Below are 22,385 nucleotides of genomic sequence, written 5' to 3'. Positions count from 1 at the left end.
GCACGCAAAACGAGCGCCGATCCTTATGAGACTCTTAGTACAGCCGATGGAGTCCGTAGCACCGCTTCTTCCCACCCGAGCGGTCCGCCGACAACACATCGGCCCGCCGTTTCCCGGCTGTGATTCGACGCTGAACCACGCCGCATCGACAGGACCCCGCCCTGCGGTGGTGACCGCCAGACGCACGAGACCTAAAGACGCATATAGGGGAGACAGAACAGGTGACGATCCACGAGCACGACCGGGTGTCCGCCGACCGCGACGGGCAGGACCCGCAGGGCGGCAAGAACCCGCAAACCGGGGACACACTTGCTCTGGTCGACCGACTGACGGCCGGCGAGCCCTACGCCGTTGCATTTGGCGGCCAGGGCAGCGCCTGGCTGGAGACCCTCGAGGAACTGGTGTCGTCGGCCGGCATCGAGCCCGAACTGGCAACCCTGGTTGGTGAGGTCAGCCTGCTCCTGGAACCGGTGGCCAAGGAACTGGTCGTGGTGCGACCAATCGGCTTCGAGCCGCTGACCTGGGTGCGTGCGCTGGCGGCCGAGGATCCGGTCCCCTCGGACAAGCACCTGACCTCGGCCGCGGTGTCGATCCCGGGCGTGCTGCTCACCCAGATCGCGGCCGTGCGTGCGCTGGCAAGGCAAGGCATGGACCTCAAGGTGACGCCGCCGGTGGCCGTCGCAGGACATTCCCAAGGTGTGCTCGCCGTCGAGGCGCTCAAGGCCGGCGGTGCCCGCGATGTCGAGCTGTTGGCAATGGCCCAGCTGATCGGCGCCGCCGGGACGCTGGTGGCCCGTCGGCGCGGCATCTCGGTGCTTGGCGACCGCCCGCCGATGGTGTCGGTGACCAACGCCGATCCCGACCGCATCGGCCGGCTGCTCGATGAGTTCGCGCAGGACGTGCGCACCGTGCTGCCGCCCGTCTTGTCCATCCGCAACGGCCGCCGCTCGGTCGTCATCACCGGCACCCCGGAACAACTGTCTCGGTTCGAGCTCTACTGCCAGCAGATCTCGGAGAACGAAGAAGCCGACCGGAAGAACAAGCTGCGCGGCGGCGACGTCTTCTCGCCGGTCTTCGATCCGGTGCAGGTCGAGGTGGGCTTCCACACGCCCCGGCTGGCCGACGGCACCGACATCGTCGGCGGCTGGGCAGAGAAGGTCGGCCTGGACGTCCAGCTGGCCCGGCAGCTCACCGAGTCGATACTGGTGCGTCCGGTCGACTGGGTGCAGGAGATCACCCGAATCAACGACGCGGGGGCTCGCTGGATTCTCGACCTCGGGCCCGGCGACATCTTGACCCGGCTGACCGCCCCGGTGATCCGTGGTCTGGGTGTGGGCATCGTGCCCGCGGCGACCCGCGGGGGGCAGCGCAACCTCTTCACCGTCGGTGCGGTTCCCGAGGTGGCGCGGGCCTGGTCGAGCTACGCTCCGACGCTGGTTCGCCTGCCCGACGGCAGGGTCAAGCTCTCGACGAAGTTCACCCGGCTGACCGGCCGCTCGCCGATCCTGCTGGCCGGCATGACCCCGACCACCGTCGACGCAAAGATCGTGGCCGCCGCGGCCAACGCCGGGCACTGGGCCGAGCTGGCCGGCGGCGGGCAGGTCACCGAGGAGATCCTCGCCGACCGCATCGACCAGATGTCGGGGCTGCTCGAAGACGGCCGCACCTACCAGTTCAACGCGCTTTTTCTGGATCCGTACCTGTGGAAGCTGCAGGTCGGCGGCAAGCGGCTGGTGCAGAAGGCGCGCCAGTCCGGTGCCGCCATCGACGGTCTGGTGATCAGTGCCGGCATCCCGGACCTGGAGGACGCCGTCGACCTGATCGAGGAGTTGGGCGAGGTCGGCATCAGTCACGTCGTCTTCAAACCCGGCACTGTCGAGCAAATCCGCTCTGTCATCCGCATCGCGACCGAGGTCTCCACCAAGCCGGTGATCGCGCACATCGAGGGCGGCCGCGCCGGCGGCCACCACTCGTGGGAAGACCTCGATGACCTACTGCTGGCCACCTACTCCGAATTGCGGTCGCGCTCCAACATCACCGTCTGCGTCGGCGGTGGCATCGGGACGCCGGAGCGGGCGGCCGAATATTTGTCCGGACGCTGGGCGCAGGCATACGGCTTCCCGCTGATGCCGATCGACGGCATCCTGGTCGGCACCGCGGCGATGGCGGCCAAGGAGGCCACCACGTCGCCGTCGGTCAAGCGGATGCTGGTCGAAACCCAGGGGACCGATCAGTGGATCGGCGCCGGAAAAGCCTCGGGCGGAATGGCTTCCAGCCGTAGCCAGCTCGGCGCGGACATCCACGAGATCGACAACAGCGCGTCGCGGTGCGGCCGGCTTCTCGACGAGGTCGCTGGTGATGCGGACGCGGTCGCGCAGCGTCGCGACGAGATCATCGCGGCGATGGCGAACACCGCAAAGCCGTACTTCGGCGATGCCGGCGAGATGACCTACCTGCAGTGGTTGCAGCGTTACGTCGAGTTGTGCATCGGGGACGGTGATTCCACCGCGGACACCGCGTCGCCGGGAAGCCCGTGGCTGGCCGACACCTGGCGCGACCGGTTCGAGCAGATGCTGCAACGGGCCGAGGCGCGCTTGCATGCACAGGATTTCGGTCCCATCGAGACGCTTTTCGACGGCTCCACCGATGACGGTGCGCGGCTACTGGAGAACCCTTCCGAGGCCATCGCCACCCTGCTGGCGCACTACCCCGACGCCGAACACGTACAGCTGCACCCGGCCGATGTCCCGTTCTTCGTCTCGCTGTGCAAGCTGCTGGGCAAGCCGGTCAACTTCGTGCCGGTGATCGACAAGGATGTGCGGCGCTGGTGGCGTAGCGATTCGCTGTGGCAGGCGCACGACGCGCGTTACGACGCCGATCAGGTATGCATCATTCCAGGCACCGCGGCCGTGGCCGGCATCACCCGGATGGACGAGCCCGTCGGTGAATTGCTGGACCGCTTCGAGCAGGCGGCCATCGACGAGGCGCTCGCCGCCGGGGCGGAGCCCACGGCCGTCACCTCACGCCGGATCGGCCGCGCCGACGTCACCGGACCGCTGGCCGTCGTGCTGGATGCCCCCGATGTGCAGTGGGCCGGTCGCACGGCGACCAACCCGGTCCATCGAATCGCCGATCCCACCGACTGGCTGGTGCATGACGGACCCGAGAGCCGCCGCGCCACACATTCGTCCACCGGTGCGCAGCTTCAGGTCGACGGCGACCGCGTCGTGCTCAGCGTCCCCGTGTCGGGCACCTGGGTAGACATCCCGTTTACGTTGCCGCCCAACACTGTTGACGGAGCCACCCCGGTGGTCTCCACCGAGGATGCCACCACGGCCATGCGTGCGGTGCTGGCCATTGCCGCAGGGGTCGACGGACCGCAATTTCTGCCTGCGGTAATCGACGGAACGGCCACGGTCACGGTGGACTGGGACCCCGAGCGGGTCGCCGACCACACCGGTGTCACGGCCACGTTCGGAGAACCGTTGGCGCCCAGCCTCAGCACCGTGCCCGACGCACTCGTCGGGCCGTGCTGGCCCGCAGTCTTCTCGGCGATCGGCTCGGCCGTCACCGATACCGGCGCCCCCGTGGTCGAGGGCCTGCTGAGCCTGGTGCATCTTGACCACGCCGCACACATGGTCGGTAAGCTGCCGCGCGTCCAGTCGCAATTGACAATCACCGCAACGGCTTCGGTGGCCATCGACACGGACATGGGTCGTGTCGTCCCGGTTTCGGTCGCCATCACCGACACCGACGGTCAGGGAATCGCCACCCTGGAGGAGCGCTTCGCCATCCTGGGACGCACCGGCGCCGCCGAACTGGCTGACCCGACGCGCGCCGGCGGTGCGATCTCCGAGAACGCGACCGACACCCCGCGGCGGCGCCGCCGCGACGTCGTCATCACCGCCCCGGTCGACATGCGCCCCTTCGCGGTGGTCTCCGGTGACCACAACCCCATCCACACCGACCGGGCCGCCGCGTTGCTGGCCGGCCTGGAATCGCCCATCGTGCATGGCATGTGGTTGTCGGCCGCCGCCCAGCATGCGGTGACCGCCACCGATGGCCAGGCGCGCCCGCCGGCGCGGCTGATCGGCTGGACCGCGCGCTTCCTGGGCATGGTGCGTCCTGGTGACGAGGTCGCGTTCCGCGTCGACCGCGTCGGAATCGACCAGGGTGCCGAGGTTTTGGAGGTCACCGCCCGGATCGGATCGGATCTGGTGATGTCGGCGACGGCACGCCTGGCCGCGCCGCGCACGGTCTATGCGTTCCCCGGACAGGGCATTCAGCACAAGGGCATGGGCATGGACGTCCGGGCGCGGTCCAAGGCCGCCCGCAAGGTGTGGGACAAAGCGGACAAGTTCACCCGCGACACCCTGGGCTTCTCGGTCCTGCACGTGGTGCGGGACAACCCGACCAGCATCATCGCCAGCGGTGTGCACTACAACCACCCCGAGGGCGTGCTGTATCTGACGCAGTTCACCCAGGTCGCGATGGCGACGGTGGCCGCGGCGCAGGTCGCCGAGATGCGCGAGCAGGGTGCGTTCGTCGAAGACGCGATCGCGTGCGGTCACTCCGTCGGCGAGTACACCGCGCTGGCCTGTGTGACGGGCATCTACGAGCTGGAAGCCTTGCTGGAGACGGTGTTTCACCGCGGGTCGAAAATGCACGACATCGTGCCCCGCGACGAGCTGGGCCGGTCCAACTATCGACTGGCCGCCATCCGGCCCTCGCAGATCGACTTGCCCGACGACCAGGTTCCCGAATTCGTCGCGGGAATCGCCGAGAGCACCGGCGAATTCCTGGAGATCGTCAACTTCAACCTGCGCGGGTCGCAGTACGCGATCGCCGGCACGGTGCGCGGCCTCGAGGCCCTCGAGGCGGAGGTGGAGCGGCGCCGCAAGATCACCGGCGGCAAGCGCTCGTTCATTCTGGTGCCCGGTATCGACGTGCCGTTCCACTCGCGCGTCCTGCGGGTCGGCGTGGCGGAGTTCCGGCGATCGCTCGACCGCGTCATGCCGCGCGACAAGGACCCTGACGTCATCATCGGGCGCTACATCCCCAACCTGGTGCCGCGTCCGTTCACGCTCGACCGCGACTTCATCCAGGAGATCCGCGACCTGGTGCCGGCCGAGCCGCTCGACCCGATCCTCGCCGACTACGACAGCTGGCTTGCCGAGCGCCGGATCGAGATGGCGCGCATCGTCCTCATCGAGCTGCTGGCATGGCAATTCGCCAGCCCGGTGCGTTGGATCGAGACCCAGGACCTGCTGTTCACCGAAGAGGCCGCCGGCGGTCGCGGTGTGGAGCGGTTCGTCGAGATCGGTGTGAAGTCCGCGCCGACCGTAGCGGGTCTGGCCGCCAACACCCTCAAGCTGCCCGAATACGCCCACAGCACAGTGGAAGTGCTCAATGCCGAGCGCGACGCGGCGGTGCTGTTCGCCACCGACACCGACCCCGAGCCGGAGCACGAGGACGAGCCGGAGGCACCCGCCGAAAGTGCCTCCGCTCCGGAAGCGACTGCGGCGACACCGGCCCCCGCCCCCGCGCCGACCGCGTCGTCGGGTGCGGCCCGACCGGACGACATCGGATTCGACGCCGCCGATGCCACACTCGCGCTGATCGCGCTGTCGGCCAAGATGCGCATCGATCAGATCGAAGAACTGGACTCCATCGAATCCATCACCGACGGCGCGTCGTCGCGGCGCAACCAGCTGCTGGTGGACCTGGGCTCGGAGCTGAACCTGGGGGCAATCGACGGTGCCGCCGAAGCCGACCTGGCCGGGCTGCGCGCGCAGGTGACCAAGCTGGCACGCACCTATAAGCCTTTTGGCCCAGTGCTTTCCGACGCGATCAACGATCAGCTACGCACCGTGCTGGGGCCCTCGGGTAAGCGGCCCGGTGCCATCGCCGAACGGGTCAAGAAGACCTGGGAACTGGGCGAGGGTTGGGCCAAGCACGTCACGGTGGAGGTCGCGCTGGGGACCCGCGAGGGGACCAGTGTCCGGGGTGGCGCCATGGGCCACCTGCACGAAGGTGCACTGGCCGACGCCGCTTCCGTCGATAAGGCGATCGACGCCGCGGTGGCTTCCGTCGCCGGGCGTCGCGGCATCGCGGTGGCGCTGCCGTCTTCCGGCGGTGGTGGCGGCGCGACCGTCGACGCCGCCGCGCTGGGCGAATTCACCGACCAGATCACCGGGCGCGACGGCGTGCTGGCCTCGGCGGCGCGCCTGGTGCTCAACCAGCTGGGCCTGGATGACCCGGTCGGCGTTTCGCCGGCGGCCACCGATGCCGAGCTCATCGACCTGGTCACCGCCGAACTCGGCGCCGACTGGCCACGACTGGTGTCGCCGGTGTTCGAGCCGAAGAAGGCCGTATTGTTCGACGATCGGTGGGCCAGCGCTCGCGAAGACCTGGTCAAGCTCTGGCTCAGTGACGAGGGTGACATCGATGCCCGGTGGGTGGACCTGTCCGAAAGGTTCGAGGGCGCAGGCCATGTCGTGGCCACCCAGGCCACCTGGTGGCAGGGCAAGGCCCTGGCCGCGGGCCGTCAGATACACGCGTCGCTGTACGGTCGCATCGCGGCAGGGGCCGAGAACCCGGATCCGGGCCCGTACAGCCACGAAGTCGCGGTGGTGACGGGCGCTTCCAAGGGCTCGATCGCCGCGTCGATCGTCGGGCGACTACTCGACGGCGGTGCCACCGTCATCGCCACGACGTCCAAGCTGGACGACGAGCGGCTGGCGTTCTACCGCGGGCTCTACCGCGAGCACGCCCGGTTCGGCGCGGCGCTGTGGGTGGTCGCGGCCAACATGGCGTCCTACTCCGACATCGACGCGCTGGTCGAGTGGGTGGGTACAGAGCAGACCGAAAGTCTTGGGCCGCAGTCGATTCACATCAAGGACGCGCAGACCCCGACGTTGCTGTTCCCGTTTGCCGCACCGCGCGTCGCGGGCGACATGTCCGAGGCCGGCTCTCGCTCCGAGATGGAGATGAAGGTGCTGCTGTGGGCGGTGCAGCGGTTGATCGGCGGACTGTCGAAGATCGGCGCCGAGCGCGACATCGCGTCGCGGCTGCACGTGGTGCTGCCGGGTTCACCGAACCGCGGAATGTTCGGTGGTGACGGCGCTTACGGTGAAGCCAAGTCGGCGCTGGACGCCTTGGTGAGCCGTTGGCACGCCGAGTCCTCGTGGGCGGCCCGGGTCAGCCTGGCACACGCGCTGATCGGTTGGACCCGCGGCACCGGCCTGATGGGCCACAACGACGCGATCGTCGACGCGGTCGAAGAGGCCGGCGTCACCACATATTCGACCGATCAGATGGCAGCAATGTTGCTGTCGCTCTGCGACATCGAGTCCAAGGTCGCCGCGGCCGGTGCGCCGATCAACGCGGACCTGACCGGAGGGCTGGGCGAAGCCAACCTCGACATGGCCGAGCTGGCCGCCAAAGCCCGCGAGCAAGCCACCTCGACATCGGACGAGGAGGCCGAAGCCGCCCATGCCGAAGGCGCCATCGCCGCGTTGCCGTCCCCGCCGCGCGGCTTCACCCCGGCACCACCGCCGCAATGGGCAGACCTCGACGTCGACCCGGCCGACATGGTGGTCATCGTCGGTGGCGCGGAACTTGGTCCCTACGGCTCGTCGCGGACCCGCTTCGAGATGGAGGTCGACAACGAGCTGTCGGCGGCGGGCGTCTTGGAGCTGGCCTGGACCACCGGCCTGATCCGCTGGGAAGACGACCCCCAACCCGGTTGGTACGACACGCAATCCGGTGACTTGGTCGACGAGTCCGAACTTGTCGAGCGCTATCACGACACCGTCGTCGAGCGCTGCGGCATTCGCGAATTCGTCGATGACGGCGCGATCGATCCCGACCATGCCGCACCGCTGCTGGTATCGGTGTTCCTGGACAAGGACTTTGCGTTCGTGGTGTCCTCGGAGGCTGACGCGCGCGCCTTCGTCGAGTTCGACCCGGATCACACCGTCATCCGGCCGGTGCCCGACTCCAGCGACTGGCAGGTCATCCGCAAGGCCGGCACCGAGATTCGGGTGCCGCGAAAGACCAAGCTGTCGCGGACCGTTGGTGCGCAAATCCCGACCGGGTTCGACCCGACCGTGTTCGGCATCAGTCAGGACATGGCCAGCTCGACCGACCGGGTGGCGCTGTGGAACATCGTCGCGACCGTCGACGCGTTCCTGTCGTCCGGATTCACCCCGGCCGAGCTGATGCGGTGGGTGCACCCGGGCCTGGTGGCCAGCACGCAAGGCACCGGCATGGGCGGCATGACGTCGATGCAGACGATGTATCACGGCAACCTGCTGGGCCGCAGCAAGCCGAACGACATCCTGCAGGAAGTTCTACCGAACGTCGTTGCCGCGCATGTCATTCAGAGCTACGTCGGCAGCTACGGCGCGATGATCCATCCGGTGGGCGCGTGCGCGACCGCGGCGGTATCGGTCGAGGAGGGCGTCGACAAGATCCGCCTCGGAAAGGCGGAGCTGGTGGTCGCCGGCGGATTCGACGACCTGACGCTGGAAGCCATCATCGGCTTCGGTGACATGGCGGCCACCGCCGACACCGGCATGATGCGGGGCCGGGGCATCCACGACTCGAAGTTCTCCCGGCCCAACGATCGGCGCCGGCTGGGATTCCTCGAGGCGCAGGGCGGCGGAACCATCCTGCTGGCGCGCGGTGACCTGGCGCTGAAGATGGGGCTGCCGGTACTGGCGGTGGTGGCGTACGCACAGTCGTTCGCCGACGGCGTGCACACCTCGATTCCGGCGCCGGGGCTGGGCGAGCTGGGCGCCGCTCGCGGCGGCAAGGATTCGGCGCTGGCGCGGTCGCTGGCCAAGCTCGGGGTGGGCGCCGACGACATCGCGGTGGTCTCCAAGCACGACACGTCGACTTTGGCCAACGATCCCAACGAGACCGAACTGCACGAGCGGCTCGCCGACTCACTTGGCCGTTCCGAGGGTGCTCCGTTGTTCGTGGTGTCGCAGAAGAGCCTCACCGGGCACGCGAAGGGCGGCGCTGCGGTCTTCCAGATGATGGGGCTGTGCCAGATGTTGCGCGACGGTGTGATCCCGCCCAACCGCAGCCTTGATTGCGTCGACGACGAGCTCGCCGGCTCGGCCCACTTCGTGTGGGTGCGAGAGACGCTGCGACTCGGGGACAAGTTCCCGCTCAAGGCGGGGTTGGTGACCAGCCTTGGGTTCGGCCACGTTTCGGGATTGGTCGCGCTGGTGCACCCGCAGGCTTTCGTCGCCGCGCTCGACCCCGAACAGCGTGCCGACTACCAGCGGCGGGCAGACGCCCGCCTGCTGGCCGGTCAGCGGCGGCTGGCATCGGCGATCGCCGGCGGCGCGCCGATGTACGAGCGGCCGCCGAACCGCCGCTTCGACACCGACGTGCCGGAGAAACGTCAGGAGGCGGCGATGCTGCTGAACCCCGATTCGCGGCTGGGTGACGGCGAGGCCTACCAGGTCTCCGCCGGATGACGTCGGTGTACAGCGCGGCTCGGTCTCGGTGCGCTCCGCGGACCGCATCGTCGCCGGGCCCGGCCATCCGCTAACCTGGCGACCCATGGGAATCGTCGGCGTGGGGATCGATCTGGTCTCCATTCCTGATTTCGCCGAGCAGGTCGACCAACCGGGAACCGTCTTCTCCGCGACGTTCACCCCGGGGGAGCGCCGCGACGCCTCGGACAAGAGTTCGTCGGCGGCGCGTCACCTGGCGGCCCGCTGGGCTGCGAAGGAGGCCGTGATCAAGGCCTGGTCCGGATCGCGGTTCGCCCAGCGTCCGGTGCTGCCGGAGGACATCCACCGCGACATCGAGGTGGTCACCGACATGTGGGGCCGACCTCGGGTTCGGCTGAGCGGCGACATCGCCAAACACCTGGCCGACGTCATAATTCACGTGTCGCTGACGCACGAAGGGGATACCGCCGCCGCGGTGGCCGTTTTGGAGACGCCGACCGACTAGCCTCGTGGGCATGAGCGATCTGGTTGAGCGCGTCCGTGAGGTGCTGCCGTCGGTACGGCGCGATCTGGAAGATTTGGTGCGCATCGAGTCGGTGTGGGCCGACCCCGCCCGCCGCGACGAGGTACACCGCAGTGCGCAGGCCGTCGCGGATCTGTTGTCGCAGGCGGGCTTTGGTGATGTGCGGATCGTCAGCGAGGGCGGCGCCCCGGCCGTGATCGCCCATCATCCGGCGCCGGACGGCGCACCGACCGTGCTGCTCTACGCCCACCACGATGTCCAGCCCGAAGGCGATCGCGGCCAATGGGGGTCGCCGCCTTTCGAGCCCACCCAGCGTGATGGTCGGCTCTACGGACGCGGAACCGCCGACGACAAGGCTGGTATCGCAACACATTTGGCGGCCTTTCGCGCGCACGGCGGTCAGCCGCCGGTGGGCGTGACGGTCTTTGTCGAAGGCGAGGAGGAATCGGGATCCCCGTCCCTGGGCCGGCTGCTTGCCGCGCACCGCGACGCGCTCGCCGCCGACGTGATCGTGATCGCCGACTCGGACAACTGGAGCGCCGAGGTCCCGGCACTGACGGTGACGCTGCGCGGCCTGGTGGACTGCGTGGTCGAGGTCGCCACGCTCGACCACGGCCTGCACTCCGGCATATGGGGCGGTGTGGTGCCCGATGCGCTGAGCGTGCTGGTGCGGTTGTTGGCCAGTTTGCACGACGACGACGGCAACGTGGCCGTCGCCGGCCTGCACGAAAGCACCGTCGCCGCTGTGGATTACCCGCCCGAGCGGGTGCGTGCCGACTCCGGCCTGCTGGACGGGGTCTCCGAAATCGGATCGGGTTCGGCGCCGCAGCGGCTGTGGGCCAAGCCTGCGATCACTGTGATCGGTATCGACACCACACCGATTGAGAAAGCGTCGAACACCCTCATCCCGCGGGCCCGGGCCAAGATCAGCATGCGGGTGGCGCCGGGCGGGGACGCCGCGGCGCACCTGGACGCGTTGACCGCCCATTTGCAACAGCATGCGCCGTGGGGGGCACACGTCAGCGTCTTTCCCGGCGATGTCGGCGAGCCCTACGCCATCGACGCCACCGGCAGTGTCTATGACGCCGCGCGCGCCGCGTTCCGGCAGGGATGGGGGACCGATCCGATCGACATGGGCATGGGCGGATCGATCCCGTTCATCGCCGAATTCGCCGAGGTGTTCCCGGAGGCGAAGATCCTCGTCACCGGTATGGAAGACCCGGCGACGCAGGCCCACAGCATCAACGAGAGCCTGCATCTGGGCGTGCTGGAACGCGCAGCGATCAGCGAGGCGCTGCTGCTGGCCAACCTGGGCTAGTAGTGCGACTCGCCGATCATCGGGTGCTTTGGCGCAAGGACACGATGTTGGTGTAACCCGTCTTGTTGATCGTCGGCGGCCCGGAGTGGTAGACCATCGCGTTGTCGTCGCCGAAAACACTGATGGTGTCGGCGCTGTCGCCGGTGACGTGATTTGCGCTTCCGGAGACGTCAAGTCTGCGACAGTGGCCGGTGACCGTATAGGTGTTGTTGTCGCCTTCCAGCCTCAGGTTTCCGTCGTTGCAGCCGATGGTGTCCTTCGCACCGCCATTGATCATTGTGAGATTTCCGTGCACGGTGGTACCGAGTAATGACCCAAGAAAGCCGCGATCGCGAACGCACACACCAATATCCCCGATCCTCGCGGCGTATTCGCCAGCCTCGTGACGGCCCCCAACCACCGCCACCCGGTTTCCCCGAGTACACGCCCACCATTCGGGCCAGTGTCAGACGTTCCGGAAAGCCGGGGCGCGGCACCCGGCGGCTGCCCGACGCCGCGCTCCAGGTCGCGTATTCCTCAGGGTCTTGCTCTCCGGGTCTTCTTCCGGGTTCATCGCTCAATAATCAGCTCTGCGGTTCGGTTTTGGTGGCGTCGTGCCGAAGTCGCGACTGTCACGGCCAGGGGAATCCGGGTGCCGGTGGGGGTACGTCGGCCGGATTGGCCTCCACGAAGTGATACACCGGGCCGGACGGGCCGCTGGTAACGGTCACGGCGAACCAGTGGCAAACGCTCAGGTCGAATCCTGGCGGTATCGGAACGGTGTAGCCCCATTTCTGGCCGGGGCAGTAGTGCCAGTAGGACGGCCCGGCCTGGGCGGGTGCGGCCAGTCCCAGACCTGCCGCTGCTATGCCGCCAGAAACAAGCGCACTCGCGATGAACCGGGCTAAGGATCGAGGTGTATCCATCCGAAGGTCCTAATCACGTTGCCGTGCCTGGCCCCTTACGGGCGAGCCACTAGCGAAATTCTGGCGTTCGCTGCGGCTACCGATCCCAACTGTAGAGGTGTCGAAGACCAGAAAGCATAGGTAGATCCATCGTCTCGCCGCATACTGCTTTTTATATGCAGCCACTCGTCAGCGGGAGACGCCACTGTGAGTACGGAGAACACCCTGACCGGCAAGGCAGACAAGGCCGGCAAGACCAACCGATACCACTTTGATCGCCACAGCCCGGATTACCGCGAGCGGTTCACCGCAATCACCGAGGAAATGCACGCTAGATGCCCGGTGGCGTGGACCGACACCTACGACGGGCATTGGGTGGCCGCAGGCAACCGGGAAGTCTTCGAGCTCGCTCGATGCCCGCACGTGTCCAACGACCACGACGTCACCGGTGATGGCACCGGCTATAAAGGCATCACGATCCCTACGCTGAAGCAGGGCAACGGCGTCCGTGGCGGCATGCTCGAGATGGACGAACCCGAGCACTCGGCCTACCGCAGCATCCTCAACCCCTATCTGTCGCCGGCAGCCGTGAAGCGCTGGAAGCCATTTGTCGACGAGATCGTGCGGGCGAGCATCGACGAGAAGATCGAAGCCGGACGGATCGACTTCGTCGACGACCTAGCGAACGTCGTGCCCGCGGTCCTGACTCTGGCGATGATGGGCGTTCCACTGAGGAAGTGGCAGCTCTATTGCGAGCCGGCCCACGCCGGCGTTTATACCCCGGCCGATTCGCCAGACGCCCCAAGGGTTTTGGAGCAGACAATGGCGATGGGAGCGGACCTGTTCAACCACCTCCTTGAGATTCGCGAAAACCCACGCCCCGGCATAGTGGACGCATTGGCAAGACTGAAGATCGACGGCGAACCCGCCCCCGACGCCGAACTGCTCGGAATGCTCGGCTTGATCATCGGCGGAGGTTTCGACACGACGACGGCGCTGACCGCACACGCACTCGAATGGCTGGGCGAAAATCCCGAGCAGCGCGAACTGTTGAAGCGGGAACTGGCCACGCTGCTCGACTCGGCGACCGAGGAATTTCTGCGTTACTTCACGCCCGCTCCAGGCGACGGTCGCACCATCGCCGCCGACCTCGAGATCGCGGGGACCCATTTCAAGGAGGGCGATCGCCTGTGGCTGTCCTGGGCCATGGCGAACCGCGACCCCGCGGTGTTCCCCGATCCGAATCGACTAGACCTAAGCCGAAAGAACAACCGGCACTTCAGCTTCGGGCTCGGCATCCACCGCTGCATCGGCTCCAATGTCGCGCGCGTGGTGTTCAAGTCGATGCTTACGGCGGTGCTCGAGCGGATCGGTGACTATCGCTGCGACCCCGAGGGCACAGTGCACTATCGGACGATCGGCGTGATCCAGGGCATGCAGCACCTTCCCGCGACCTTCACGCCCGGCAGGCGGCTCGGCCCGGGGATCGACGAGACGCTGGAGAAGCTGCAGCGGGTCTGCGACGAACAAGGAATCGCGCGGCCCATCACCGAGTACACCGAGGAAGCCGTCATCGGCGACTGACTAGATCCGATGGTGGCGACCCGCTTCGCCCGGCTTCGCCGCGTTCGCGATCGCCACTAGATCCGATGGTGGCGACCCGCTTCGCCCGGCTTCGCCGCGTTCGCGATCGCCACTAAACCGACAGGTCGCGGCGAAGCTTGGCGACGTGGCCGGTCGCCTTTACGTTGTACTGGGCGAAGAACACGCACGGCGCCTTGAACACCGCCGACGTGGTTTAGGTCGAGGCTGACGTGGCGCTCCGGTTGGTTAGGCGAGCGAGACAGACGGCACGGCTACACTTTCAGCCGGGCGGGATGAGGTTGTAGCGGGCGATGATCTCGGGTAGCCACGGGGGTTCGCCGAACTGGAGTCCATAGGCCTCTGCGAGTGTCGCGATGGCCTCGAAGGGTGGGGCGCCGTCGGTCGTCAGGTCGGCCAGGTCGCGGAAGAACTTTTCGAAACCGGCTGGGCTGATCACCTCGATCATGCGGGCAGGCGTGGAGCCCGCGTTCCACATGGTGTGCAGTTCGCCTCTCGGCTTTGTGATGTAGCCGCCCGCGCCGAGCACGGCCTCGCGGTCGCCTGAGCGGAAGCCGATTTCGCCCTCGGTGACGATCGAGTACTCATCTTCCCTGGTGTGCAGGTGTGGCGGCACGAGGGCTCCCACAGGGAACGGGTGCTCCACGATGGCCACCGCGCCGCCGGTGTCCTCGCCCCACAGCTTGAACACCACCCCGATCGAGCCCAGGTTGCCCGCCCTGCCCTCGCCTGGGCGGACAATAGTCAGCGGTTGGGGGGTTTCGGCGGCACTCATCGCGGCGGCCTCTCGAATTTCGGTGATACGACTCGGGCGTCGCGAATTGTGCTCCGACACCGGACGGGTGTCAAGGCAAGCGGTAGTCCATCGACGGAGAACCGAAGGGGTTCAACGGATCTCGCCGTACAAGCATGTTGATTACGTGATTACGAGGCGCTGAGAACACGCTCGATAAATGTTGTCGTATGTGCAGCCTTCACGTTGTACTGCGCGACCGCGATCTTGCCCTTCGCGTCGACCACGAAGGTGGAGCGGATGACACCGGTGACCGTCTTGCCATACATCTGCTTCTCGCCGTAGGCGCCATAGGCCGTCAGTACCTTGCGGTCGGGGTCGGACAGCAGCGGGAAGGTCAGCTTCTCGGCGTCACGGAACTTGGCGAGCTTCTCCGGCTTGTCGGGGGAGATCCCGATGACGTCGATGCCGGCGCCGTTGAGCTCGGCCAGGTTGTCCCGAAAGTCGCACGCCTGTTTGGTGCACCCTGGCGTCGCCGCGGCCGGATAGAAGTACACGACGACGCGACGTCCCTTGTAGTCGGCCAGCGACACCTTGTTGCCGTCGGCGTCGGGCAGGCTGAAGGAGGGCGCTTTGTCGCCCGGCGCAAGCCGCGTGGTCTCGGTCAAGGTAAGTACCTTTCTTTTCACCGGAGCGTTGGGGTTAGCGCTAACTGATCTAGGGTAGTTCGGGCAGGTGTAGGAGCTGGATAGTGGGCGAGTTGGAGGACATAGTGGCGGACCGGGACCCCGAAGCCATCAAGCAGGACATCGACGTCGCCCGTGATCAGCTGGCGGCCACCGTCGACTCACTTGCCGAGCGGGCCAACCCGCGGCGCCTCGCCGACGACCTGAAGATCCGGGTGATCGGATTCGTGCAGAAGCCCGTGGTGCTGGCGTCGCTGGCCGGGGTCGGGGTCCTCGTCGTGGTGGTGGCGGTGCGCCGCGTCAGGGATCGGTGACGCGTCCGGTCTGGACGTACACCGGAATGTCGTCGGCCCAGGGCTGGCTGGTGGCCATGTCGTCGACCTCGCAGTAGCCGCGTTCGAATTCGCCCGTCACCGCATCGACCAGCCGGTATTCCTGTCGCTGTTGGTGGATGGGCTGAGCGTCGAGGATGACCACCCGGACGTCGCCGGGCTCGAACCCGCAGCGCTGCTGTAGCGCCTCGATGAGGCATTCGTTGTGCATGTGCCCGTCGCCGAAGTTCCAGCCGAGCACCATGGCGCAGATATTTTCGCCCTCGCAGAGGTTGTAGTCGGCCTCGTCGTAGCCGGCCAGCGCGCGGTGTACCAGCGTGTAGAGCGCGCGGCCGTGGGTGTTCATCCCTCGGAAGGCGTAGGCGAGGTGGATGGGCACCAGGGTTTCTTCCTTGGTCTTGTAGAGGCGTTCGAGCTGCAGGTGATACATCGGGCCCAGCGCGCGGGAGGCGGTGCGGATCTTTTCGTCGACCGACGGTTTGACGCACCACACCGTGGTGTCCCAGTTGCCCGCGTAGTAGCGCATGCTGGGCAGGAACGACACCTTGCGGGGGTAGAGGTTTCCGGCGACGACCGTTCCGGCGATGACCAGGAACAGGATGGCGACGGGCACCGGGTGGGTGATGTCAGACAGGCCCAGGCGTGCATGCGCGACGAACAGCCACAAGACCCCGAAGATCATGAAGACGTTCCACTCCAGCGGCACGCCCATGGGGAAGGCCAGCAGGATGTTGAGGTGGAACACGATCATCACGAATGCGGCGACGGCGGTGGGCCAGCCGCCGGGGGAGAAGAACAGCACCAGCGGCACCAATCCTTCGACGGCGGTTGAGAAATGGGCGATGAAACCCGCTAAATCGCTGGGCCGCAGGTCGTCCGGATAATGCTTGAACATCGATCGCTTGAGTGCGCCCGAGGGTATGAACGGATTGTTCGCCAGCATGGTGGAGATCACGAATGGGAAGTGCTTGTTGAGCTTGGAGGTCGCCGCGCCGAGCCAGATCACCAGGAACACGACCTTGGCCCCGACGATGACGTCGGCGCCGGCGAACAGAAACGTCAGCGCCAGCGGCGCATACACCTCGCCGCGCGCGGCCAGAAAGATGATTTTGTCGCGCAAGCTGAGCACGGCCAGCACCGCCAGAATCGCGGCCGTCCGCCACCACGGCAGCACGCCGATCGTCGTATTCAGCGTCGGAATTGGCCCGCCGCCATCGGACAGCAGCGCGGACGCGAGCAGCACCAGCAGGATGCCGTAGAGCAACGCGTCGAACGGAGTTCGGTTGCTGCCGTTGGTCAACGGCACCCGAGTGGGCCAGGGTGGCAAGCGGATGGTGCCGGGCCGCAGCCAGTACAGGATCGAGCCCATCGGGGGGAAGTAGCGCCCGGCCAACGGCCCGAAGCAGCAGCCGAGGCCGATGACTTCGAACAGCATCGTGTAGAGCACGGCCTTCTGGAACACGATCGGCTCCGACCACCACCCGCCGACCTGGGTAAAGCCGCCAATACCCCGGGTCGACCACGCGAAAAGCCAGCCCCCGAGGATGTACAGCGCGATCTTCACGCCGTACATCACATGCATGACCAGTGGGGTGCCGAAACCGTGCTGGGCGATGTGGCGCGCCATCGGGACGATCCGTTCGGCGCGGGAGCGAGTGGTCCACTCCGCCATGTCGACGACGGGCAGGTTGGGCCGGATGAACCCCATTGCAGCTCCTTCGACGCAGCGTGTCCCAAGGGGCCTATCGGCGCTTTCGGCGCCGACGGTGCAAGCAAGAAATTACCTGTAAGAGGGGCTTTTGCGTCGGATACGACGGCAAATGGCGCGCTGAAATCCGTGACGACCCCGCGACGGTGCTTCGGCTACTCCCAGCCCGGCGGGTCGTTCTCGGCCATGTAGGCCTCCCACGCGGCGTGCCGGACGGCCCGTGTGTGCAGGTCCTGACAAATCGCCTGCGCCTCGGCGGCGCTGGCGGCCCGGCCCAGGCCGTGATGCACCAAGCCGTCGTCGACGCGCTCGGCACGGAAGCCGCCCGTCGAGACCGCATGGACCCGATATTCGCTGCGATCGTCGATGTTGGCGTGCAAGTGGCCCTCGAAGGGTTCGACCCACTTGAGCTCAGTCTTCACAAGTCCCCTCGGAAAAGGTCATCGCAGCGATGGTAGGACAAGGACTTCAGGCAGATCGTCACCCATCGGGTGAACCCGCCTTGTGCTTGATGACAAGCCCTAACTGTTCTCGGCCATTATGGACCCGGAGGATTCGGTATGCCTGGTGTTAATGCTCCCGGTATCCCTGGTGTCGGCAGTGGTGACGGGGGTGCCGGTGCGGGGACCGGTCGTCCCGGTATTTCCGGTGCTTCCGTTGGTTGCCCACCCGGCGGGATTCCCTCAGTCGGTAAAACCGGTTCACTCCAAAACCCGTTGGGCTCCATGTGGTCTTTGCAGAAATTCGTGGACTTCATCACCACCATGTATTCCCTCCACAGCCCCGGTGGGTTAGGTGCCGGTGCCATCGCGCCGTCTGGGCAGCGCCAGCTACAACTAAGAGCGCCGACGCCGGCGCCGCCGAATGCGAAGCTACTGCCGCTGTTGGTTGCTTGGCCGATGATGCCGTTGACACCGAAACCGCCTGCCTCGCAATGCATATGCGACCCGTTGATCTCGGTCGGATAGTCGCAAAAGCCACCTTGCCCGAACAATGCGCCGCCACCGGACCCAACGCCCGGATACGGGCACAGGTCGGCGTGAGCCGAGTCGGCGGGAAGAAAAATCGACGCACAGAAGCCGAAAGACACCATCGAAGCGCAAATTAGGATTTTCCTCATCTTGGCGGCCAGAGCTCCTTTCTCGCCGAGGCGGCTAAGCGCGCACCAAGTTGGGGTGCATACGCGTTCAGATTCTGCTCCGCCCGAGCGCCCAACGTGGTCTGTTTGGTCCAGCTTCTGCGGCGAGTGCAAAACTCGGGGGACCGGGAGTGCGAAAGATCGCTGACGCCGTGGGGCTCGTGTTGGGCCAGTTGGAAAATCTGCTCTCACGCACCTGTGAGACGCCAGGGCTCCAGGACGTCGGCTGTCTTAGTGCCAACCCGACTAAGTCTCCTGGTCTCCGAGGTGAGCTTGGGGGGTTGGGTGGAGGGCATATTGACTCGCGTGTCGCGGGGCCGGCACAGTCGAATTCCCACCGGTGCGGTGAGGCTATGGATGAGCAGGCTTATCGTCACGACGACCACCACGGCTTGCTTGATCAAGGCTGCCTGGTGGATGTTTCCCTGTTCGACCACCAGCAAGCCCAAAACGAGACTTCCGATTCCGCGGGGTCCAAACCACCCCATGAAAATTCTGCTGCGGACCAGCACGCCACTGCCCGCCACCAAAGCAACGCTCACTGCTGCTACACGTACCACGAATAACGCCACGACCGCGAACACCACTACCGGCCAACGAACCTCCCTCCATCCGGGTATGAGCGCGAAACTGCCGAACAAGGCGAACACGAGCAGCTCGAGAAGCTCGCCGGCCGCGTCGGAACCTGCGTCGTCGCCGGTTTAAGTTCGCTTCTGGGTAAGACGGTCGCGTAGACCAGCCCGCCGGCAAAGGCGGTCACGAACCCGCTGGCGTGCATCCGTTCGCCGATCCCAAAACAGATCAACGCCAGTGCCACGGTGGCCAATTGCGCCCAGGTGTCGCTCATCCAACCGCGCACCGTCGATCGCGAAATCACCGTCGCGCCAATCAGGCCAATGATGGCACCGACGCCCACCGAGAGGAGCTCGGCGCGGATCGCAAACCACGCCCAGTACCCCGGGGCATGATCAGTCCGCTCGGAAGCAAACGCGAGCGCGGCGAGCAGGGCCGCTAACGCGAATCCGTCATAGAACCCGCTTTCGACTGAAAGGGCGTCCCTTACCCGCTCGGGAATGCGGCGGTCTTCGACGAGGGCATGGATCATTGCAACCCCGGTGGGCGCCACGATCACCGCAAGGCACACGGTCTCCCAAAACGGCAGCAGCGGAAGCAAAATGACGGCGGTAACGGTGCCCAAGGCGACAGTCACCGGTATGCCGACCGTGAGCAGGCGAAGTGCCACACACCTTCCTCGCAGCAAGGCCCGCAGGTCGAGCACGGACGCCTGGTTGAACAGAATGACTGTTAGCGCGAGTTGGGCAAGAACCGTAAAGGCTGCGGTGTGCTCGCCCGCGTTGACTGATCCGATTCCGAATCGACCAAGAAGGGCCCCGAACGCGACGAATATGGGCACTGGCGGCGAGGCACCACCTTCGGAAGAGCCCGGAAAACATCGCATAGCAGAGCGCCAAAATGGTCAGGACAAACGCAGTCTCGCTATGCAATGCCCCTACCTCTCACCGATTCGGGTCCACGCGGATATGCTTCGGGCCAGTGCTCGTCGCTGGCATTGGCCCTCTGAGATCCGCATTGACCGGTCTTATCGCACCGCCGTCGTGTGGTTCGGCTATAGCCGCAGTCACTTCATTGTGGCGAGGTTGTGCCAGAAAATCTTCAGACTCTCCGTGCCGCCGAACAAGGTAGTGAAGTTGGTCGAGTCGACCAGGACGATGTCACCTGCTCGCTCGTCCGTGGGCGGCATCCATATCAGCGCATTGAATTCGGTGTTTCCGGCCATGGTGAACGGATGCTGCCGGTTCGGGTCAACGCGCTGCTTACCCAGGACCCTCAACGAGTCGCTCTCGGGCGCGGTCAATTCATAGTGCGGCAGATGCGGATGGAAGTTCAACGTTGTGACATTGTCGAGCAGCCCGGCCGCGTCCAGGTCCTGAAATTTCGTCAAAGCAGCGATTTCGTTCGTGTCCTCCACAACGGCCGGCCGGAGTCCCCAAATGTTGCGAACCGGAACGTCGAGGGCAGCCATCAGTGAGCGGGTGTATGCGGTGAAGCGTTGTTGCCGTGGCACCAGGGGATCGCCGTGGTGCAGGTACTCCATCTGCCGCTGCGCCATGTCGTCGGTGAACCCGACGTCGTGGTGGGGAGCCAACAGCAGGCAGGTGCCTTCTCGTCTCAGCCATTCACGAATGGCTGAGACTTCTTCGGCCTCTGCTTGTTCTTCACCGACCAGGTGGTCAAGCCCGAAGACCATCAGGGTGTCGGTGTCGGCCAATATCCGTTCGTCGATCAGGAGCTTGTAACCAGCCTGGTCGATGCGTTGGAACACTGAGACCGGATGCCCCGTCGCTTCACCCGCCAAGTCCTGGAAGGCCAACGTGGAGCGGTGAAAAAGCTCCAAGGTCCCGGCGATGCCTTGCAGAAAGTTAGCCTCGTTCCACTCCGGTCCCTCATACGCCGGCCATGCCGTCCTGCGGACTTCCGTCATCGTGGAGAAGCGGTTGTCCAATGCCTCAACGTCGCGTTGGGACTCCCATGGGTAGCTCCAGGTCCAGTAGATGCTGATGCGCCGCCCGCCGCTGCGTGGACGCCGGATGTGCGTCTGGTTGTAGGTGCGAGCGGCGGGCAGTGTGCTCACGATCGTTCCTCTGCGGTCATTCGAGATTCGCCAGATAGCGCATGGCATTGATGCCTGGAAGGAAGAAGTAAGCCCCACCGGTCAAAGTGGTGAACGCGGGCAGTCCCTTGAGAGTTCGGCGGATTGGCCGCTTGGGAATTTTGAAATCCATTGTGCCGTCTTGCGTTCCGCAGATCGGATCATGTTCGTTGCCGAGTTCGTGGAACGTGCGGTCATTGATCCACACGTTCTGCGCGAACTCGAACTGCCGGATCAAACTGGCGCCGATGATGAACGCTGCTATGCCGCGGTCCACCCCGTCGTCGGGTTCACCCTCGGGCAATGCCGGCCCATAAGTTGCGCCTCGGCGAATGATTCGGTGCCGGTTCATGTTATGCGCGGTGTCTCGTGGGTTGAGTCGCCTGGCGTGAGCGCCCAGAGGACAGGCATAACCGTGAGGGTCCATATCTTTGTAGTTGAAGTCGTTGTTACGCATGGGGTCCGCACCCAACTCAGGATCGTCCCGCTCAGGTGCGAGGACCAAGGGAGCGCCGCTACGCCAACGGCCCATGAACTTAGCGGCCAGCAACTCCTCTTCATCCGGTGTAGCCGAGTTGGAACGGATATAGTCACGGAATAACGCCACGTGCTCCTGCAGCCGCCGATACGCTGCATAGGTTCCATTGCGCGAAAGCACTTCGGGCTGCGGCAAGTTGGCCATCGGGCCGACCTCGTCCGGATAGCCGAGGATGAACTCGCCGGCTTTTAGCGGCGCGCCGGAGCCGGGCGTCGGCACCTCACCGGATCCCTCAATCACCGGCTGGGACAGGCGATCTCGAAAACCAAAGTGGTCATGGGCGTAGTTGAACGGAGGTGTCGCGTTCAGGTCCAGATACGACAACCGGCGCACGCCCTGGCAACGGCTTACCAAGTCGTCGTGCGCTGCGGTGGCGCGGACATGTTCGTCGTCATCTCGCGCGAACAGGATGGCAATCGCGTGAAGATCGTCACTGGCCAGTCCGCCGCCCCAGTTCTCGGGGTGGTTGCGCCCGGTGTCGCCGAGAATGTCGGCCCTGGCGGCCATCCCCTGACGAAACTCATCGGGGAAGCTTGCGAGCGAATCCTCGGGCACACCCAGCGCGCGAAGCCCGTTCCAGGTGAAGCCCAATGTGACCCACCGCTTGGTGCTATCCATGGTTTCTCGTACCGACGCGGCCGACTCGACAACATCGACCAGCTCGGAAAGCCATGCCCGGCCACCGGCGGGTTCGTCAAACGACAGGAACTCGTAGCGCCCGGTCATTGCCGGGGTGCGGGTCAACAGGATGTGCTGGATGTCGTCAAGTTCAAGCATCA

15 protein-coding genes and 1 pseudogene are annotated in these 22,385 nt (G+C 65.9%); 5 read left to right on the top strand and 11 right to left on the bottom strand.

Annotated elements, in window-relative coordinates:
* The first annotated feature begins 221 nt into the window (after positions 1–221).
* From A5686_RS22960 to A5686_RS22950, 3 genes are all read left to right on the top strand, one after another.
* Positions 222–9,494, top strand: coding sequence for a type I polyketide synthase (locus tag A5686_RS22960; RefSeq protein WP_067939030.1), 9,273 nt, complete (start codon positions 222–224; stop codon positions 9,492–9,494).
* Between the two features lie 85 nt (positions 9,495–9,579).
* Positions 9,580–9,978 (top strand): holo-ACP synthase, encoded by a 399-nt coding sequence (locus A5686_RS22955; RefSeq protein ID WP_067939028.1) that lies wholly within the window; start codon positions 9,580–9,582, stop codon positions 9,976–9,978.
* A 10-nt stretch (positions 9,979–9,988) separates the two neighbouring features.
* The gene (locus tag A5686_RS22950) at positions 9,989–11,314 is read left to right on the top strand and encodes a dipeptidase (protein WP_067939026.1); all 1,326 of its coding nucleotides are present in this window, start codon (positions 9,989–9,991) and stop codon (positions 11,312–11,314) included.
* A 16-nt stretch (positions 11,315–11,330) separates the two neighbouring features.
* Here the strand turns inward: A5686_RS22950 and A5686_RS22945 are convergent, their stop codons facing one another.
* Positions 11,331–11,591 carry a DUF3060 domain-containing protein gene (locus A5686_RS22945; RefSeq protein ID WP_067939025.1) on the bottom strand — a complete coding sequence of 87 codons (261 nt, stop codon included), beginning with the start codon at positions 11,589–11,591 and terminating at the stop codon, positions 11,331–11,333.
* A 334-nt stretch (positions 11,592–11,925) separates the two neighbouring features.
* On the bottom strand, positions 11,926–12,219 hold the full coding sequence (locus A5686_RS27470; RefSeq protein WP_156750200.1) for a hypothetical protein: 294 nt from the start codon (positions 12,217–12,219) through the stop codon (positions 11,926–11,928).
* A gap of 186 nt (positions 12,220–12,405) precedes the next feature.
* Here A5686_RS27470 and A5686_RS22940 point away from each other — a divergent pair, with 186 nt between their 5' ends.
* Positions 12,406–13,782 (top strand): cytochrome P450, encoded by a 1,377-nt coding sequence (locus tag A5686_RS22940; RefSeq protein ID WP_067939023.1) that lies wholly within the window; start codon positions 12,406–12,408, stop codon positions 13,780–13,782.
* Positions 13,783–13,894: 112 nt separating this feature from the next.
* Here A5686_RS22940 and A5686_RS27460 read toward each other — a convergent pair.
* The 3 genes and pseudogenes from A5686_RS27460 to bcp all read right to left on the bottom strand — a co-directional run.
* Positions 13,895–13,966 (bottom strand): annotated as a pseudogene (locus A5686_RS27460) (peroxiredoxin); the annotation flags it as partial.
* 96 nt (positions 13,967–14,062) lie between these two features.
* Positions 14,063–14,575: a cupin domain-containing protein gene (locus tag A5686_RS22935; RefSeq protein WP_067939069.1), complete on the bottom strand. Its 513-nt coding sequence runs from the start codon at positions 14,573–14,575 to the stop codon at positions 14,063–14,065.
* A 149-nt stretch (positions 14,576–14,724) separates the two neighbouring features.
* Entirely contained in the window at positions 14,725–15,201 is a 477-nt protein-coding gene (gene bcp, locus A5686_RS22930) for a thioredoxin-dependent thiol peroxidase (protein WP_067939017.1), read from the bottom strand.
* A gap of 104 nt (positions 15,202–15,305) precedes the next feature.
* On the opposite strand from bcp, the gene A5686_RS22925 reads away from it, so the two are divergent.
* A complete protein-coding gene (locus A5686_RS22925; RefSeq protein ID WP_067939067.1) occupies positions 15,306–15,533 on the top strand; it encodes a DUF3618 domain-containing protein in 228 nt (75 codons plus the stop codon).
* On the opposite strand, the gene A5686_RS22920 is transcribed toward A5686_RS22925, so the two are convergent.
* From A5686_RS22920 to A5686_RS22895, 6 genes are all read right to left on the bottom strand, one after another.
* Complete coding sequence (locus A5686_RS22920; RefSeq protein ID WP_067939015.1) at positions 15,520–17,259, bottom strand: DUF3556 domain-containing protein; 1,740 nt, start codon at positions 17,257–17,259, stop codon at positions 15,520–15,522. The two genes, A5686_RS22925 and A5686_RS22920, sit on opposite strands and share 14 nt — an antisense overlap.
* Before the next feature lie 155 nt (positions 17,260–17,414).
* Positions 17,415–17,681 carry a hypothetical protein gene (locus tag A5686_RS22915; RefSeq protein WP_067939007.1) on the bottom strand — a complete coding sequence of 89 codons (267 nt, stop codon included), beginning with the start codon at positions 17,679–17,681 and terminating at the stop codon, positions 17,415–17,417.
* Positions 17,682–18,585: 904 nt separating this feature from the next.
* Complete coding sequence (locus A5686_RS28515) at positions 18,586–19,047, bottom strand: hypothetical protein (RefSeq protein ID WP_197520672.1); 462 nt, start codon at positions 19,045–19,047, stop codon at positions 18,586–18,588.
* Positions 18,984–19,811, bottom strand: a complete 828-nt coding sequence (locus A5686_RS22905; protein ID WP_067938990.1) for a cation:proton antiporter — start codon at positions 19,809–19,811, stop codon at positions 18,984–18,986. The genes A5686_RS28515 and A5686_RS22905 overlap by 64 nt, the downstream gene beginning before the upstream one ends.
* 225 nt (positions 19,812–20,036) lie before the next feature.
* Positions 20,037–21,050 carry a hypothetical protein gene (locus tag A5686_RS22900; RefSeq protein WP_067938987.1) on the bottom strand — a complete coding sequence of 338 codons (1,014 nt, stop codon included), beginning with the start codon at positions 21,048–21,050 and terminating at the stop codon, positions 20,037–20,039.
* Between the two features lie 16 nt (positions 21,051–21,066).
* Positions 21,067–22,383 (bottom strand): peroxidase, encoded by a 1,317-nt coding sequence (locus A5686_RS22895; RefSeq protein ID WP_067938984.1) that lies wholly within the window; start codon positions 22,381–22,383, stop codon positions 21,067–21,069.
* Positions 22,384–22,385 lie beyond the last annotated feature (2 nt).

It is taken from the genome of Mycobacterium sp. E2479 (assembly GCF_001667925.1).
Taxonomy (GTDB): domain Bacteria; phylum Actinomycetota; class Actinomycetes; order Mycobacteriales; family Mycobacteriaceae; genus Mycobacterium.
The sequence above is the reverse complement of the archived record's forward strand: the minus strand, read 5'-3'. Positions and strand labels throughout refer to the sequence as shown.